This window comes from Collinsella aerofaciens (genome assembly GCF_028206795.1).
GTDB classification, from domain to species: domain Bacteria; phylum Actinomycetota; class Coriobacteriia; order Coriobacteriales; family Coriobacteriaceae; genus Collinsella; species Collinsella aerofaciens_AX.
Map to the genome: position 1 here is coordinate 1 of NZ_JAQLFJ010000015.1, position 15,247 is coordinate 15,247.

Sequence of the window (15,247 nt, forward strand, 5' to 3'; positions counted from 1 at the left end):
GGAGCTAGTTCCGCGTTGCGCTAGCTGCGGAAACGCGGGGTCCGTTCAAGCTGTTGCGTTGAGATTGAAAATCAACCCGCACATGATAACCGCCCGCCTCACGAATGAGACGGGCGGCATGAAGGGGGCTACACTAGGCGTCTACACCCAAAACGTTAGGCGGAACGCTTGGCCTCGAGCTTGGCCTGAGCGGCAGCCAGGCGTGCGAGGGGCACGCGGTAGGGCGAGCAGGACACGTAGTCCACGTCGGCCACGTTAAACAGGTCCTTGATGGACTTGGGGTCGCCGCCGTGCTCACCGCACACGCCAAAGTGCATGCCGGGATTGGTGGCGCGGCCCTTCTCGACGGCCAAGCGCACGAGCTCCAGCACAGCCGTGTCGATGGTCTCGAAGGGATTGTCCTTCAGGATCTTCTTGTGCAGGTACAGCGGAATGAACTTGGCCTCGGCATCGTCGCGGGAGAAGCCGAAGGTCGTCTGGGTGAGGTCGTTGGTGCCAAAGCAGAAGAAATCTGCGTGATGGGCGATTTCGTCGGCGACCATGCAGGCGCGCGGCAGCTCGAGCATGGTACCCACGGGAATGTTGAGTTCGACGCCCTCCTCGGCGGAAACCTCGGCGATCACGCGCTCGATGACCTCGCGGGTCTGGACATGCTCGGCCGTGATGGAGACGAGCGGCACCATGATCTCGGGGCGTGGGTCGACGCCCTCCTTGATAAGGCGAGCAGCAGCCGTGGCAACGGCGCGAACCTGCATGAGAGGCAGATCGCTAAAGACGACGGACAGGCGCACACCACGCAGGCCCAGCATGGGGTTGGACTCGACCATGCTGTCAATGCGACGCAGGCGGGCGCGCAGGGCAGCGAGCTCCTCCTCGGGAGCGCCGGCGGCCTCCTTCTTGGTGATGGCGACCTCGAGCTCGCGAGGATTATCCAGGAACTCATGAAGCGGCGGATCGAGCAGGCGGACGACCACATCGCGACCGGACATGGTCTTGAACATCGCCAGGAAGTCCTCGGTCTGAACCTTGAGCAGGTCGGCCAGGGCCTGCTGCTTCACGGCCTCATCGTCAGACAGGATAAAGCTCTGGATGATGTTCTTGCGATCGCCCAGGAACATGTGCTCGGTGCGGCACAGACCGATGGCCTCGGCGCCAAACTCGAGCGCGAGTGCAGCATCCTCGGGGTTGTCGGCGTTAACGCGCACGTGGTTGGCGTGGCCGCAGGTCTCGTCCAAACGGATCTCATCAGCCCAAGACAGGATGGTGTCCAGGTCGCCGGTGAGCTCTGCAGAGACCAGGTCGACCGCGCCGTCGACGACGATACCCTGGGTGCCGTCGATGGAGATGACATCGCCCTCGCGCAGCACGCGGTCGCTGCCCTCGATGCGCACGACCTTCTCTGCCGCGTCAATGTGGAAGCGCTCAACGCCGCAAACGCAGGGCGTACCCATGCCGCGGGCGATAACGGCGGCATGGCTCGTCTTGCCACCGTGGCTGGTCAGGATGCCCTCGGCGGCGACCATGCCCTTCAGGTCGTCGGGGTTGGTCTCCCAGCGAACCAGAATGACCTTGTAGCCCTCGTTGGCGCGCGCGACGGCGTCATCACTCGAGAACACGACCTCGCCCACGGCGGCACCAGGGCTGGCGTTAAGGCCGCTGGCCAGGGCCTCGTACTTCTTGGAGGCGTCGAACTGCGGGTGCAGGAGCTGGTCGAGCTGCGCGGGATCGATGCGGCTCACAGCCTCCTCGCGGGTGATGAGGCCCTCCTCGACCATTTCGATAGCAATGCGCAGGGCGGCAGTGGCGGTGCGCTTGCCCACGCGGGTCTGGAGCATCCAGAGCTTGCCCTGCTCGATGGTAAACTCGATATCGCACATATCGCGGTAATGATCCTCGAGCGTCAGGAACACGCGCTCGAGCTCCTCGCCTGCGGACTCGAGGCCCGAGGTGGTCTTGAGGTCGGCGATGGGCTCGGTGTTTCGGATGCCGGCGACGACGTCCTCGCCCTGGGCATTCACCAAAAAGTCGCCATAGAACTCCTTGGTTCCGTCGGCCGGGTTGCGCGTAAAGGCGACGCCGGTCGCCGAGGTCTCGCCCTTGTTGCCAAAGGCCATGGCCTGGACGTTGACGGCGGTGCCGAGCTCATCGGAAATGCCATGCTGCTTGCGGTAGATGCAGGCGCGCTCGTTCATCCAGCTGCCAAAGACGGCCTGGATGGCAAGGCGCAGCTGAAGCTCCGGGTCGTGCGGGAAGACGGGCTTGCCGTCAGCGACCTCGAGCTCGGGATACAGGGCAGCCTCGACGTTCTCGGAGAAGATGCCCTTAAAGGTCTCGACGAGCTCCTGCAGGTCCTCGGCCGAAAGCTCGGAATCGACACGAACGCCGGCGACCAGGCGGGCCTGGGTCAGGGCGTTCTCGAATAGGTCGGCGTCGACGCCCATGACGACGTTGGAGAACATCTGGATAAAGCGACGGTAGCTGTCCCAGGCAAAGCGCGGGTTCTGCGTCTGCGCGATAAGACCCTGGACGGAATCGTCGTTGAGGCCCAGGTTGAGGACCGTGTCCATCATGCCGGGCATGGAGAACGGAGCGCCCGAGCGAACCGACACGAGCAGCGGATCGGAGGCATCGCCGAGTTTCTTGCCGCAACGGGCCTCGAGGTCCGCCTCGGCGGCAACGATCTCATCGAGTGCGCCTTCGGGCCAGACGTTGCCGGCACCGGAGTACTCGACACAGGTCTGGCAGGTAATGGTAAAGCCACCGGGAACCGGCAGGCCGATGCGGCTCATCTCGGCAAGGTTTGCGCCCTTGCCGCCAAGCACGAAGTTCATGGACTTGTCGCCCTCAGTGACACAGGTGCCCTGGGCGTCGGTTCCAAAACGGTAAACCCTCTTGCAATCGCTCACGATACTTCCCCTTCCATGCACTTACGCGCACGACCGTGGTAACGAATCGACCCGCCGAATGCGAGCCGTGAGGGTACTATACGGCGGGTTTTGGGCGGGATTGCGCAGAGGGCGCGGGGGTTGGTAAACGTGGTAAATTTGGCGGTAAACGGTAGGTAAAGTTGGTTACCTTATGAAGATACCAATGCAAGATGCTTGCAGGTCAAATGCTAGTTTATTGCTAAATCGCTTTACCAATATCGTGCATTATTTTTAGGTAGTCTTTTAGAGACGGGCATTTTTAGCTACCCCAATAAGCTAGCTTTGCTGGGCTCGGCGGGCGGCGCGGCGGGCACGGGCATCTTGGATTTCCTCCAAGTGGCTAATGATCTCGGCAGCGCTTTCCTCGATGGCCTTGCCATCGGTACGCACCACAAAGCAGCCTAGGCGCTTCATGAGGGCACGGGCTTCCTCAAGCTCGCTGCGCACACTCTCGGGCTCGGCATAGGAGCCGGCAACGGCACGGGCGTAGTCATCGCCCAAGCGGCTATCGCGAATTTCGGAAATCACATCGACGGTCGAGATCAGACCAAACAACCGCATCGGGTCAACCTCGTAAATCGACTTCGGCGGCTCCATGCCATGCGCCAGTGGGACATTGGCGACCTTGTAGCCCTGATAGGCTAAATACATCGACAGCGGCGTCTTGGATGTACGCGACACACCCAGCAGCACGATATCGGCACCCGACAGATCGTCGCAACCGCGCCCGTCATCGTGCTCAACGAAATACTCCATGGCCTCGATACGATGGAAATAGCGGTCATCGGTCTTGTGAATCACGCCCGCAACGCACTTGGGCGGCACACCGATGAGCGACGACAGCACGGCAAGCGTCGGGCCGATCAGGTCGACCGAACGGATATGCAGCATACCCAGGTAATCGAGCACGCGGGCGCGAAGCGCCGGATCGACAATGGTATGGAACACGGCGACATCGCGATGGTCGGCATCAACGCGCGGCCCCACAAATGACTTGACCTGCTCCACGGAGGTCACCTTGGGCAGGCGCAAAACGCGAAAAGCCCCTTCATCAAATTGCCCGGACGCCGCAAGCACCACCTCACAAGCGGTATCGCCGAGCGAGTCGGAGATAACGATAACGGTGGGACGAGCGGTGACCGGGCAATCCATGCGGGGCTCCTTTTGCGCTTATGCGCAGGCTGGCTTACTTTTTGCGGGCAAGCTCACCGATGTTGGCAATGCCGGAGAAAACGGCCTCGAAGCGGTTGAGCAGCTTAAGGCGATTATCGCGAAGCTGCTCGTCCTTGTCCATGACCATGACCTCATCGAAGAAACGGTCGATGGGCGCGCGCAGGGCGGCGAGGGCGGCAAATGCGGTCGGGTAGTCCTCGGCAGCAAGGGCGGCATCGACGGCGGTCTGAGCAGCCTCGGAGGCGTCGGCGAGCGCAAGCTCGACCTCGCCCATCAGGCTGCGGTCATACTCCGCACCCAGCTCGGGCTTGGAGATATGCGCGGCGCGGGCATAGGCGGTCGCCAGGTTGTCGAACGTCTCAGCGTCGTTCTTGCGGGCCTCGTCGAGGGCGGCGCAGCGGGCGAAGAAGACGGACGGGGCGATGATGTGCACCGCGGAGACGGCGGCGACGGTATCGGCCGGAATCTTTTCGTCGCGGGCCATGCTCACCAGGCGGCCATGGAAGAAGTCACGAACCTGCTGGGCGACCTCGGCGGCGTCGAACTCAATGCCCTGCTCACTGTAGAGTTCGAGGGCAAAGTCGATGAGCGACGTGGGGTCGATCGGCAGACGGTCGCGCTGGATGTTGATAATGCCGATAGCGGCACGACGCAGCGCGTAGGGGTCGGAGGAGCCGGTCGGGGGCTCGCCGATGGCAAAGATACCGGCGATGGTATCGAGCTTGTCGGCGCAGGCCACGATGCAGCCAGCGGTGCCCTCGGGCAGCTCGTCACCGGCAAAACGGGGACGATAGTGATCGCGAATAGCATGGGCGACCTCGTCGTTCTCCCCCATCGCGGTCGCGTAATAACCGCCCATCACGCCCTGCTGGCTCGTGAACTCGACGACGGCGTTGGACACCAGGTCGGCCTTGCACAGGTGTGCGGCGCGAGCAGCGTCGGCGGCAAGATGGGCGCCCAGGTGAGCCTCGCGGGCGATAGCGAGCGCGAGCTGCTCGATGCGCTCGGACTTGGCGAGCACGCTACCGAGCTTCTCCTGGAAGGCAACCTTGGACAGACGCTCACGGAACTCGTCGAGGGAGATCTTCAGGTCCTCCTCGTAGAAGAACTTAGCGTCGTCCAGACGGGCGCGCACGACGCGCTCGTTACCGTCGATCACTCGCTCGGCGTTCTCGGGCTTGCTGTTGGAGACGACCACGAACTCACGCGTCAGCTTGCCCTCGCCGTCATAGATCGGGAAGTAGCGCTGGTTGGTGAGCATGGACTCGCAGATAATCTCGTGCGGGACCTTGAGGAACTCCTCGTCGAAAGTACCGACGAGCACCGTCGGCCACTCGCAGAGGTTAATGACCTCCTCAAAGACCTTCTTGGGCGTATCGACATGGCAGCCGGGGCGAGCGGCCTCGACCTCGGAGATACCGGCAAGGATGGCCTCGCGACGGCGCTCGGTAGAAAGCACGCCGGCGTCCTCGAGTACCTGCTCGTAGGCGGCGGGGCTGGCGACAACGTGGTCACCGGGGCCGAGCACGCGATGGCCGCGCGTGGTGTTGCCGCTCGTCACGTCGGCAAATGACACGGGCACAACATCCTCGCCCAGAAGGCAGCAAATCCAGCGGACCGGGCGCACGAAGGTGGCGTGCTCGTGGCCCCAGCGCTGGGAGCGGTAGTTGGGCCACTGCAGGCCGGCAATGGTCTTCTCGCACAGGGCCGTCAGGATCGGGGTTGCCGGTGCGGAGGGAATGTTCTTCTCAGCAAAGACGTACTCACGGCCGTCGGTGTCCTCGCGACGGACCAGATCCTCGGCAGCCACACCGCACTTGCGAGCGAAGCCCTGGGCGGCCTTGGTGGCGTTACCGTCAGCGTCGAAGGCAATGTTGGCCGCGGGGCCACGCTTGACCTCGTGAACCTCATCGGTCGCGGTGGCGACGTCGGCAACGAGCACAGCCAGGCGACGCGGGCTCGAGATCACACGGACCTCGCCGTGGGCCAGGCCGGCATCGTCCAAACCCTTGACGATCATGGTGCCGAGCTGCTTGACGGCATTGTTCAGCGGCGCGGAGGGCATCTCCTCCGTACCGATCTCAAACAGGAAATCCTTAGCGTCTGCCATGGCTTACGCCACCTCGCCTTCCTGATCGGCATTCTCGTTGACTCCGGCGACCTCGGCCATGTAGGCCTCGCAGCACGCCTTGGCGACGGCGCGGACGCGCAGGATGTAGTTGGCACGCTCGACTGCGGACAGGGCGCCACGGGCATCGAGCAGGTTGAAGGCATGGCTGCACTTCATGACGCAGTCGTACGCCGGCAGCGGCAGTTTGCGCTCCAGGCAGGAGTGGCACTCGGCCTCGTAGTCGTCAAACTTCTGACGCATCATCTCGACGTTGGCGACCTCAAAGTTATAGGCACTGAACTCGCGCTCGTTCTCGAGGAACACGTCACCATAGGTCATGGGCGTGCCGTCGGGCAGATAGCTCCACACCAGGTCGTAGACGGAGTTGACACCCTGGGCGTACATGGCGATACGCTCCAGGCCATAGGTGATCTCGACGGGCACGGGATCGACCTCGATGCCGCCCACCTGCTGGAAGTACGTAAACTGCGTGACCTCCATGCCGTTGAGCCAGACCTCCCAGCCAAGGCCCCAGGCGCCCAGGGTCGGGCTCTCCCAGTCGTCCTCGACAAAACGGACGTCATGGTCGTTGGGGTCCAGACCGATAGCGGCAAGAGACCCCAGGTAGAGCTCCTGGGCGTTGACCGGCGAGGGCTTGATGAGCACCTGGAACTGATAGTAGTGCTGCATGCGGTTGGGGTTCTCGCCGTAGCGGCCGTCGGCGGGACGGCGGCAGGGCTGCGCATAGCAGGTGCGCCACTCGGCGGGACCGAGCGAGCGCAGCGTGGTCGCGGTATGGAAGGTACCGGCACCGACCTCGGAGTCATAGGGCTGCATAATGACGCAGCCCTGCTCGCCCCAGTACTGCTGGAGGCGCAGGATGATGTCTTGGAAGGAAAGCGATGAAGCGTTCATGCCTCTAATATCCCCTCGTCGAAACGATTACACGGTTAGGTACTGTACTATAGCGGTTTTTAGTCGATAGCGCCGATACGGTTGAGCGGCCAGTAGCGCACAAGCGCCACAGCGATCAAATCAGAGCGATCGACGGGACCAAAGTAGCGCGAGTCAGCAGAGTTCTCGCGGTTGTCGCCCATCACCCACACGCACCCGTCGGGAACGGTGTAGGGATAGCTCACCTGAGCGCCAGGGGCCTGGACCGAAAGCGGCCAGCTCATGCCGGTCGTATAGTCCTCATCGAGCGCCTGGCCGTCGACGACGACCTTGCCGTCCTGAAGGTCGACCGTCTGGCCGGCCGTGGCAATAACTCGCTTGACGAGAACATCGTGCTCGGAGGTGCCATCGGGGTTGTGGAATACCACAATATCGCCCTGTTTAACGGGCTGACCGAGCTCGAGGCTCACCTTTTGCGCCAGGATCTGATCGCCAATCTCGATCGTGGACTCCATGGAGCCGGTAGGCACCACAAAGGGTTCAACCACAAATGAGCGAATCAAGAAGGTGGCGACCAGTGCGATCGCGATGACCGCGATCCACTCAAAAGCGCCCCTCAACGCGGACTGTTGCGTAGGAACCATATTCACTCCTCGCTCTGCGAATACGAAGCGTCAAGGATCTCCTGAGCGTAAGCGCGCTCCTCGGGCGTAAGCCGCGCCGTCTCGATCAGGTCGGGGCGCCAGCGGCAGGTACGCTCGATGGCGTTCTTGCGACGCCAGGCATCGACCTTGGCGTGATCGCCGCTCACGAGCACTGGAGGCACGCCCTCGCCGTTGAACTCGGCAGGACGGGTGTACTGCGCGTACTCGAGCAGACCACCGTCCTCGGCAGTCGAGAATGACTCGTCCACGTTGCTCATCTCGTCACCAAGGGCGCCGGGAATGAGGCGTACGACGGCATCGGCAACGACCATAGCGGGAAGCTCGCCGCCCGTGAGCACGTAATCGCCGATCGACAGACGCTCGTCGGCATACGCATAGGCACGCTCGTCGACACCCTCGTAACGGCTGCAAACAAACAGCAGACGCTCACTTTTGAGCAGGCGCTCGGCCACATGCTGCGTAAAGGGTTCGCCGCAGGGAGTGAAGAACACCACCGTGGGCTTGGGGCCCTCCGCGCTAATGGCCTCGATGGCCTCGGCGATAGGCTCGACCTTCATGAGCATGCCCTGCCCGCCGCCGTACGGCTCGTCATCGACGGTACGATGGCGGTCGTGCGTCCAGTCACGCAGGTTATACGCCTTAAAATCAAAAAGACCGGCCTTGCGGGCGCGGCCCAAGATCGACGTGGACATAACGGGCTCAAACATCTCGGGAAAGACCGAAAGGGTCTCAATCAGCATGTTGTCCTCCCTACTTGTCCATATCGATCAAGCCATCCATCACGTGGACGGAAATTGTTCCTGCATCGGGAAGATCGAGCACGACCTGCTCGATCACGGGAATCAGTACCTCGCCGTACCGATCGCCTTCGACAACCCAAACATCGTTGGCAGGCGTCGACATGATCTCGACAATCGTGCCGAGCGAACCGAAGCGCTCGTCGACCACCTCGCGACCCATCAGGTCGGTATAGGCGGCGTCGAGCGAATCGAGCTCAAAGTCGTCACGATTTGCCAGCACATAGCATCCCGTGATGCCCTCGGCGGCCGTCAAGTCGTCAATGCCCTCAAACGAGACCAGATCGCCATCGCCCGTATCGGTGACGGACACGACCGTGCAAAAGCGGTCGCGCTTGAGCGCCGGCGGCGTCAGGGCGACGCGCATACCCGGCTCTAATACAGAAGGAAGCCCCCGCAGCGGCTGCGCGAGGACCTCCCCCTTCCTTCCGTGCGGCTTGACCACACGGGCGATGTTTTTGTACTGGGACCTCAAGGTCCTAGCCCAGAACCTCTACCTCGACAGCAGTGTCGAGGCGAGCGGCCAGTGCACGGGCGAGCGTGCGAATGGCCTTGATGGTACGGCCACGACGGCCGATGACCTTAGCGACGTCATCCTCGGCGACAGAAACCTCAATCGTAGAGGCGTCATCACCATCAATGACCTCAAGGCTCACGGAATCCGGGTCGTCGACGATCTGAACAACGAGATATTCGACGAGATCGGCGATGCGATCTGAGAGCATTGCCTCACCCTCGAGCTGTGCAGCGTCAACCTCAGGCACGATTTACTCCTCGGCGCCCTCAGCGGCCTCAGCGGCAGCCTTAGCGGCCTCGGCCTCTTTGGCGAGCTGCTTCTTGGACTTCTTGACGACGGTCTCGGTCTTCTCGCCCTCGTTGGCGGCCTTGACCAGAGCGGCGACGGCGTCGGTGAGCTGAGCGCCCTTGGACTGCCAGTCGGCGATCTTCTCGAGGTCGAGGTTGATGGTCTTGGGGGCGGTCATCGGGTTGTAGCGGCCAACCTCCTCGATGATACGACCGTCACGCGGGGCGCGGGAATCGGCGACGACGACACGGTAGTACGGACGCTTCTTAGCGCCGTGACGAGCAAGGCGAATCTTGACTGCCAAAGGAAACTCCTCCAACCAAGCAGCTTTAGGCTGCAACTACAAACAAACAGTTGAACATAATACGCCATCGACGCGGGCAGGTGAAGTCCGTGAGACCAACTTCTTCGGTGTAGTCGAGGGCAAATCCATATCTTAGACAAGAATTCGGGATTTGCAAGCACATACACGCACCCCACATGAGCTGCGCGGTATACTCATGACATGGAAAGACGCGAACATACATACGGTTATGAGGATGCCATGGGCGTCACGCCGCCGCCCTGGACGGGTCCGGCGGTGGGCCTCATGGACCTCGATGCGTTTTTTGCGAGCGTGGAGATGCTCGATCATCCCGAATGGCTCGGAAAGCCGCTCATCGTGGGCGGAGACGCCGATTCGCGTGGCGTCGTGTCCACGTGTTCGTATGAGGCACGTCGCTTTGGCGTGCACTCTGCCATGGCCTCGGCCGAGGCGCGGCGCTTGTGCCCGCAAGCCATTTGGACGCACGGGCACTTTGATCGCTACCGCGAGGTGAGCGCGCAGGTCATGGCGATTCTTGCCGAGGAGACGCCGCGCGTTGAGCGCGTATCCATCGACGAAGCCTTTATCGATATCACACCGGGTCGCTTTGCGCCCGAAGACCCGCTACTGGTTGCGCGGCGTATAAGCGACCGCGTGGCAGCGCTGGGAGTGACCTGCTCCATTGGCGTGGGCTGCAACAAGACGGTCGCAAAGATCGCAAGCGAGCGGGATAAGCCGTTTGGGCTGACCATCGTGCGCCCCGGAACCGAGCAGCGCTTTTTGGCCGCGCTGCCGGTATCTGCCATGAGCGGCATCGGGCGCTCGGCCGAGGAGCGACTGCGCCGCATGCGCATCTACACGCTCGGCGAGCTGTCACGTTCACCGGAATCAACCTTGGCCTCTATTTTTGGCGTCAACGGCGAACGCATGCGCCAGCGTGCGCTGGGACTCGAAATATCCGAAGTAACAAGCCTCGATGAGGAACGCGAGGTTAAATCCGTGAGCAATGAGCGCACCTTTGCGAAAGATTTGACTGAGCGTGGGGACATCGAAGCGGCGATTGCGCTGTTGGGAGAGTCGGTTGGACGCCGCCTGCGCCGTCAGGGACTGACGGGCGGCACGGTAACGCTCAAGCTTAAGTATTCGTATGGCAGCGGACGCACGGCGCAGCGGCGGCTTCCCCACCCCACCGACGATGAGAACATCTTTGTGGCGGTTGCGCTCGAACTGCTCGACAACATCTGGCAGGAAGGCATGCATGTGCGTCTGGCGGGTATCGGGATGAGCGACTTTGACCATCAGGGCGGCATCCAGACCGACCTGTTCTGCGAAGTCGACGACCGCGGAGCCCAATCAAGCGACCGTCGCGACCTCTCAGTCGCGATCGATGCCGTCCGAGACAAGTTCGGCGACACCGCCCTATCTTTCGGCCGCCAATCCCGCTTCAATGATTAACCGCCTTTGTAAAAATAGAAAGCCGGGCAGGTGCGGAAAACCGCAACTGCCCGGCGAAATGCGCGAGGCTAGCTAAAAGCCCCATATCAAATGAGCCACTAGAGGAGGTCGAGGGGGAGCTGGGGGGCGTCACCCCAGAGCTTTTCTAGGCGGTAAAAGTCGCGGGCTTCGGGAGTGAAGACGTGGACGACAACCGAGCCGTAGTCCATGAGCATCCAGGTCTTCTGCTCGCGGCCCTCGATGGAGAACGGATGCTCGCCGCAAGCCTCGGCAACCTTCTCCTCGATCTCTTCGACAATCGAATCGACCTGGCGGTTGTTGGTACCGGTGGCAAGCACAAAGTAGTCGCACACGTCGGAAAGCTCGGTCAGGTCGAGCACCTGCACGTCCTCGCCCTTCTTGTCGTAGGCGGCCTGCGCGGCGGCGCGGGCGACATCCTCGGCGGCGACACCGCTCGCGGACAGCGAGGCGGCGGTGCGGTCGGACGTGGCAACGAAACTCTTGTGCTCCACACCTTCAAGAATCTGCTCGTCAGTCATGGTCTCGTCGGCCATGGAATACCTCTTTCTAGACACACCCGAGCTAGCGCAGCTGGGCGTAATGGTTGTAAATCGTAATAGCCGTGGGATAAAGATAGCGCCCGGACTGGATCACAAAGACCAGACCCTGCGCAAAACAGGAGAAGAACAACTCATCGAGCGAGGACTTCCCCACCATCTTGCGCAGCGCATGGGCATAGTCGCCGTGACGGTTGGGCTCGATGGCATCTGCCACAAAGACCACCATATCGAGCGGCGTCATGTCGCAGGCACCCACGGTGTGACGGTCGACAGCCTGGAAAACGGCCGGTGACAGCTCGGGAAAAAGCTGCGGAAGCTCATAGGCGGCAACAGGGCCATGCAAAAGCGGCGTCGCAGCGGAAGGAGAGCCGGCAACCTTGATGCCATAGTGAAGCGCGCGGGCCACGAGCTCGTCATCGGAAAGAACCTTGTCCCAATCGTGAATTAAGCCGGCGGCAGCCGCATCAAAGCGGTCAACGCCGTAGACCTCGGCCAGATGAAGTGCGGTCTCGGCAACACCCAGCGAATGCACATAGCGCTTGCGCTTATCTTTCATGCGAACATCGAGCAGTTCTTGAATGCGCTTGAGCAGCGCGCGCTCATCGCCCTCAAACTGATCCTCTACCGACAACGTAGCCCCCATCACTCAAAATCTTCTTGGCCCAAATCGGCATATAGCCTGCGCTTGCGAATGTAGCCGAGCACGGACTCGCTCGTAAGATAGCGCACGCTCATGCCGCGGGCAACTCGCTTACGAATGTTCGTCGAGCTGATCGCCAGCGCCGGAATCTGAATATAGCGCACGTCGAACGGCAGCCCCGACTCTTTGATTCGGGCACGCGCCGTATCGATATCAAAGCCCGGTCGCGTCGCCGCAATAAAGGTAGCAAGCTCAGCGATTCGTTCGGCATCATGCCAGGTCACAATATCGATAATCGCATCGGCGCCCGTAATAAAGTAGAGCTTTACCTGCGGCGGGTAAAAATCGCGAAGGGCATGAAGCGTATCGGCCGTATAGGTTACACCCGGACGGTCAATCTCGAACCGGCTCGCCAAAAAGGCCGGGTTCGCGGCGGTGGCGAGGACCGTCATGGCATAACGGTCCTCGGCAGGCGTAACCGGCTTGTCAAGCTTAAAGGCGGGAGAGCCCGCCGGCATAAAGAGCACAGCGTCCAAGTCGAGCGACTCGCGCGCCTGCTCGGCAGTCACCAGGTGCCCGTAATGAATCGGGTCGAATGTGCCGCCCATAATGCCAAGCCGAAACTCCTTGCCCTCTTTTATGGGCAGCTCGGGCAAACCGATTCCACCGCGCAGCGACATGGCTTACTCGCCCTCCGAGGTCTCGGCATCGTCCGCGGCATCCGCCGCATCGACAACCTCGACGCCCTCATCCGCAGCATCGGCCACGTCAATGGCCTCAACGGCAACGTCCTCGCCAGCGTCCTCGAGCTCCTCGTACTCCGAGAAGTCCTCAGCGCCCTCAAAGTCAAAGGCACGCTGGCAAATGCGGACCTCGTCGCCCGCACGGCAACCGGCCTTCTCGAGCGCGTCGTCAACACCCATACGTGCAAACTTATGCTGCAGGTAAATGACGGCTTCCTCGTTTTCCCAGTCGGTCTGGATGACCATGCGCTCGATGGCACGACCAACCACACGGAAGGCACCGGGCTCCTCCTGGACAATGCGGAACCGCTTCTCGCGCTGCAGACGGCGGCGCTCCCACTCCTCGTCGCGAAGATCGACCGGCTCATCGGAAACCGCCAGCTCGGCGCGAAGCTTAGCCACCTGCTCGCCCACGGCAAGCATCAGCGTATTGAGCCCGGCGCCCGTCACGGCGGACACGGCAAAGAACATATGTCCATCGTCGAGCGCGGCGCGCTTGAGGTCGGCAATCTTGTCGGCCGTGCCCGGCGCATCGCACTTGTTGGCGACAACGATCTGCGGGCGCTCCGAGAGCTCTGCGCCATACTGCTCGAGCTCACGGTTGATGATACGGTAATCCTCAACCGGGTCGCGATCCTCAAAACCGCCCGTCATGTCGACGACATGCATGATAAGGGCCGTACGCTCAATGTGGCGCAGGAACTGGTGGCCTAGGCCCTTGCCCTCGCTCGCGCCCTCGATCAAACCAGGAACGTCGGCAACGACGTAAGAATACTCACCGGCACGCACCATGCCGAGGTTCGGCACGAGCGTTGTAAACGGATAGTCGGCGATCTTGGGACGGGCGGCACTCATGCGCGCGATAAGCGAGGACTTGCCCACCGAGGGGAAGCCCACGAGTGCGGCATCGGCCATAAGCTTCATCTCAAGCTCAATCCAGTGCTCCTCGGCCGGTTCGCCCAGCTGAGCGAACGCGGGCGCGCGGCGCACCGACGTCACAAAGTGCGTGTTGCCCAGGCCACCGGCACCGCCGGGCGCCACGACAACGCGCTCGCCATCGTGCACCAGATCGGCAATCTCGAACATCGGGGTCTGCGTCTCGGGGTCGAGCTCGCGCACCACGGTGCCCATGGGAACCTTCAGGATCAGGTCCTCGCCGCTCTTGCCGTTACGACGGGCACCCTGCCCGTGCGTGCCGCGTTCGGCGCGGAAGTGATGCTTAAAGCGGTAATCGATCAGCGAAGACAGCTGAGCATCAGCCTGGATGACGACATTGCCGCCACGACCGCCGTCGCCGCCATCGGGGCCGCCCTTGGGGACAAATGCCTCGCGCCTAAACGACATGCATCCGGCTCCGCCGTCGCCGCCGCACACGTTAATGCGGCTGATATCGGTGAACTGTGACAACAGAATCGCCTCCTACAAAAAGAGGGAGACCCTTGAATCCTAAAACTCAAGTGCCTCCCACATATGTGCTCTATGAAGGGTGAATTACGCGTTCGCGAGCGGGCGTACGCTGACCCTGTGCTTGATACCCTTGTGGAACTCAACGGTACCGTCGACCAGCGCGAACAGCGTATCGTCCTTGCCACGGCCAACGTTCTCACCCGGGTGGATGTGAGTGCCGTGCTGACGGACGAGAATCGTGCCCGTGGTTACCGTCTGGCCGGCATAGCGCTTCGTGCCAAGGCGCTGACCGCGGGAGTCACGGCCATTACGGGAGGAACCGAGTCCTTTTTTGTGTGCCATTGTGTATACCTACTCTTTCGTTACGAGTGTAATCTACTCGGCGACGGGAGCCTCGGCAACAGCCTCGGCCTCTGCCTTGACAGCCTTCTTGGCGCGGGACGTAGCCTGGACCTTCACGATCTTCAGCTTGGTGAGCTGCTGACGGTGACCCTTCAGACGACGATAGCGCTTACGCTTGTGGAACTTGAAGACCAGCTGCTTCTCGCCCTTGAACTGCTCAACGATCTGAGCGGTAACCTTGGCCTTGGCCAGCTTGTCGGGATCGGTGACGATCTTCTTACCATCGTTGAGGAAGATGACCGGCAGGGTGACCTTGTCGCCCTCATTGCCCTCGATCTTCTCGACGGTGATGACATCGTCGGTGGCGACCTTGTACTGCTTGCCGCCCGTGTTAACGATTGCGTACATGTTTACTTGCCCTTCAT

The 15,247-nt window shown here is 61.7% G+C and carries 16 protein-coding genes; 1 reads left to right on the forward strand and 15 read right to left on the reverse strand.

The window, feature by feature from the left end:
* Nucleotides 1–155 precede the first annotated feature (155 nt).
* The 9 genes from ppdK to rpsP all read right to left on the reverse strand — a co-directional run bounded on the left by ppdK (nucleotide 156) and on the right by rpsP (nucleotide 9,675).
* Nucleotides 156–2,906, reverse strand: a complete 2,751-nt coding sequence (gene ppdK, locus PMX70_RS08990) for a pyruvate, phosphate dikinase (protein WP_271743394.1) — start codon at nucleotides 2,904–2,906, stop codon at nucleotides 156–158.
* A gap of 297 nt (nucleotides 2,907–3,203) precedes the next feature.
* Nucleotides 3,204–4,079 carry a pyruvate, water dikinase regulatory protein gene (locus tag PMX70_RS08995; protein ID WP_117803146.1) on the reverse strand — a complete coding sequence of 292 codons (876 nt, stop codon included), beginning with the start codon at nucleotides 4,077–4,079 and terminating at the stop codon, nucleotides 3,204–3,206.
* 34 nt (nucleotides 4,080–4,113) lie between these two features.
* Nucleotides 4,114–6,210: a glycine--tRNA ligase subunit beta gene (gene glyS / locus PMX70_RS09000; protein ID WP_271743395.1), complete on the reverse strand. Its 2,097-nt coding sequence runs from the start codon at nucleotides 6,208–6,210 to the stop codon at nucleotides 4,114–4,116.
* A 3-nt stretch (nucleotides 6,211–6,213) separates the two neighbouring features.
* The gene (locus PMX70_RS09005) at nucleotides 6,214–7,125 is read right to left on the reverse strand and encodes a glycine--tRNA ligase subunit alpha (protein ID WP_006236091.1); all 912 of its coding nucleotides are present in this window, start codon (nucleotides 7,123–7,125) and stop codon (nucleotides 6,214–6,216) included.
* A 59-nt stretch (nucleotides 7,126–7,184) separates the two neighbouring features.
* Nucleotides 7,185–7,748, reverse strand: coding sequence for a signal peptidase I (gene lepB, locus PMX70_RS09010; RefSeq protein ID WP_271743396.1), 564 nt, complete (start codon nucleotides 7,746–7,748; stop codon nucleotides 7,185–7,187).
* A 2-nt stretch (nucleotides 7,749–7,750) separates the two neighbouring features.
* Nucleotides 7,751–8,509: a tRNA (guanosine(37)-N1)-methyltransferase TrmD gene (trmD, locus tag PMX70_RS09015; RefSeq protein WP_055285126.1), complete on the reverse strand. Its 759-nt coding sequence runs from the start codon at nucleotides 8,507–8,509 to the stop codon at nucleotides 7,751–7,753.
* Nucleotides 8,510–8,519: 10 nt separating this feature from the next.
* The gene (gene rimM, locus PMX70_RS09020) at nucleotides 8,520–9,041 is read right to left on the reverse strand and encodes a ribosome maturation factor RimM (protein ID WP_118405508.1); all 522 of its coding nucleotides are present in this window, start codon (nucleotides 9,039–9,041) and stop codon (nucleotides 8,520–8,522) included.
* Between the two features lie 4 nt (nucleotides 9,042–9,045).
* Nucleotides 9,046–9,291 carry a KH domain-containing protein gene (locus PMX70_RS09025; protein WP_171021534.1) on the reverse strand — a complete coding sequence of 82 codons (246 nt, stop codon included), beginning with the start codon at nucleotides 9,289–9,291 and terminating at the stop codon, nucleotides 9,046–9,048.
* Nucleotides 9,292–9,333: 42 nt separating this feature from the next.
* Complete coding sequence (rpsP, locus tag PMX70_RS09030) at nucleotides 9,334–9,675, reverse strand: 30S ribosomal protein S16 (protein WP_022094749.1); 342 nt, start codon at nucleotides 9,673–9,675, stop codon at nucleotides 9,334–9,336.
* Between the two features lie 201 nt (nucleotides 9,676–9,876).
* On the opposite strand from rpsP, the gene dinB reads away from it, so the two are divergent.
* Nucleotides 9,877–11,130, forward strand: a complete 1,254-nt coding sequence (dinB, locus tag PMX70_RS09035; RefSeq protein WP_416378139.1) for a DNA polymerase IV — start codon at nucleotides 9,877–9,879, stop codon at nucleotides 11,128–11,130.
* 98 nt (nucleotides 11,131–11,228) lie between these two features.
* On the opposite strand, the gene rsfS is transcribed toward dinB, so the two are convergent.
* From rsfS to rplU, 6 genes are all read right to left on the reverse strand, one after another.
* Nucleotides 11,229–11,684, reverse strand: coding sequence for a ribosome silencing factor (gene rsfS / locus PMX70_RS09040; protein ID WP_271743398.1), 456 nt, complete (start codon nucleotides 11,682–11,684; stop codon nucleotides 11,229–11,231).
* Nucleotides 11,685–11,712: 28 nt separating this feature from the next.
* The gene (yqeK, locus tag PMX70_RS09045; protein WP_199410567.1) at nucleotides 11,713–12,246 is read right to left on the reverse strand and encodes a bis(5'-nucleosyl)-tetraphosphatase (symmetrical) YqeK; all 534 of its coding nucleotides are present in this window, start codon (nucleotides 12,244–12,246) and stop codon (nucleotides 11,713–11,715) included.
* An 86-nt stretch (nucleotides 12,247–12,332) separates the two neighbouring features.
* Complete coding sequence (gene nadD / locus PMX70_RS09050; protein WP_117637231.1) at nucleotides 12,333–13,010, reverse strand: nicotinate-nucleotide adenylyltransferase; 678 nt, start codon at nucleotides 13,008–13,010, stop codon at nucleotides 12,333–12,335.
* Between the two features lie 3 nt (nucleotides 13,011–13,013).
* Nucleotides 13,014–14,480 (reverse strand): GTPase ObgE, encoded by a 1,467-nt coding sequence (obgE, locus tag PMX70_RS09055; RefSeq protein ID WP_199410562.1) that lies wholly within the window; start codon nucleotides 14,478–14,480, stop codon nucleotides 13,014–13,016.
* An 84-nt stretch (nucleotides 14,481–14,564) separates the two neighbouring features.
* Nucleotides 14,565–14,822, reverse strand: a complete 258-nt coding sequence (gene rpmA / locus PMX70_RS09060; RefSeq protein ID WP_006236075.1) for a 50S ribosomal protein L27 — start codon at nucleotides 14,820–14,822, stop codon at nucleotides 14,565–14,567.
* 33 nt (nucleotides 14,823–14,855) lie between these two features.
* Nucleotides 14,856–15,230, reverse strand: a complete 375-nt coding sequence (gene rplU, locus PMX70_RS09065; RefSeq protein WP_035138585.1) for a 50S ribosomal protein L21 — start codon at nucleotides 15,228–15,230, stop codon at nucleotides 14,856–14,858.
* Nucleotides 15,231–15,247: the final 17 nt, after the last annotated feature.

Excerpts from the sequence above, each read along its gene's own strand:
- PMX70_RS08995 (WP_117803146.1), bottom strand. The coding sequence starts at position 4,079 with ATGGATTGCCCGGTCACCGCTCGTCCCACCGTTATCGTTATCTCCGAC.
- glyS (WP_271743395.1), bottom strand. The coding sequence starts at position 6,210 with ATGGCAGACGCTAAGGATTTCCTGTTTGAGATCGGTACGGAGGAGATG.
- PMX70_RS09005 (WP_006236091.1), bottom strand. The coding sequence starts at position 7,125 with ATGAACGCTTCATCGCTTTCCTTCCAAGACATCATCCTGCGCCTCCAG.
- lepB (WP_271743396.1), bottom strand. The coding sequence starts at position 7,748 with ATGGTTCCTACGCAACAGTCCGCGTTGAGGGGCGCTTTTGAGTGGATC.
- trmD (WP_055285126.1), bottom strand. The coding sequence starts at position 8,509 with ATGCTGATTGAGACCCTTTCGGTCTTTCCCGAGATGTTTGAGCCCGTT.
- PMX70_RS09025 (WP_171021534.1), bottom strand. The coding sequence starts at position 9,291 with ATGCTCTCAGATCGCATCGCCGATCTCGTCGAATATCTCGTTGTTCAG.
- dinB (WP_416378139.1), top strand. The coding sequence starts at position 9,877 with ATGGAAAGACGCGAACATACATACGGTTATGAGGATGCCATGGGCGTC.
- rsfS (WP_271743398.1), bottom strand. The coding sequence starts at position 11,684 with ATGGCCGACGAGACCATGACTGACGAGCAGATTCTTGAAGGTGTGGAG.
- yqeK (WP_199410567.1), bottom strand. The coding sequence starts at position 12,246 with ATGAAAGATAAGCGCAAGCGCTATGTGCATTCGCTGGGTGTTGCCGAG.
- nadD (WP_117637231.1), bottom strand. The coding sequence starts at position 13,010 with ATGTCGCTGCGCGGTGGAATCGGTTTGCCCGAGCTGCCCATAAAAGAG.
- rpmA (WP_006236075.1), bottom strand. The coding sequence starts at position 14,822 with ATGGCACACAAAAAAGGACTCGGTTCCTCCCGTAATGGCCGTGACTCC.
- rplU (WP_035138585.1), bottom strand. The coding sequence starts at position 15,230 with ATGTACGCAATCGTTAACACGGGCGGCAAGCAGTACAAGGTCGCCACC.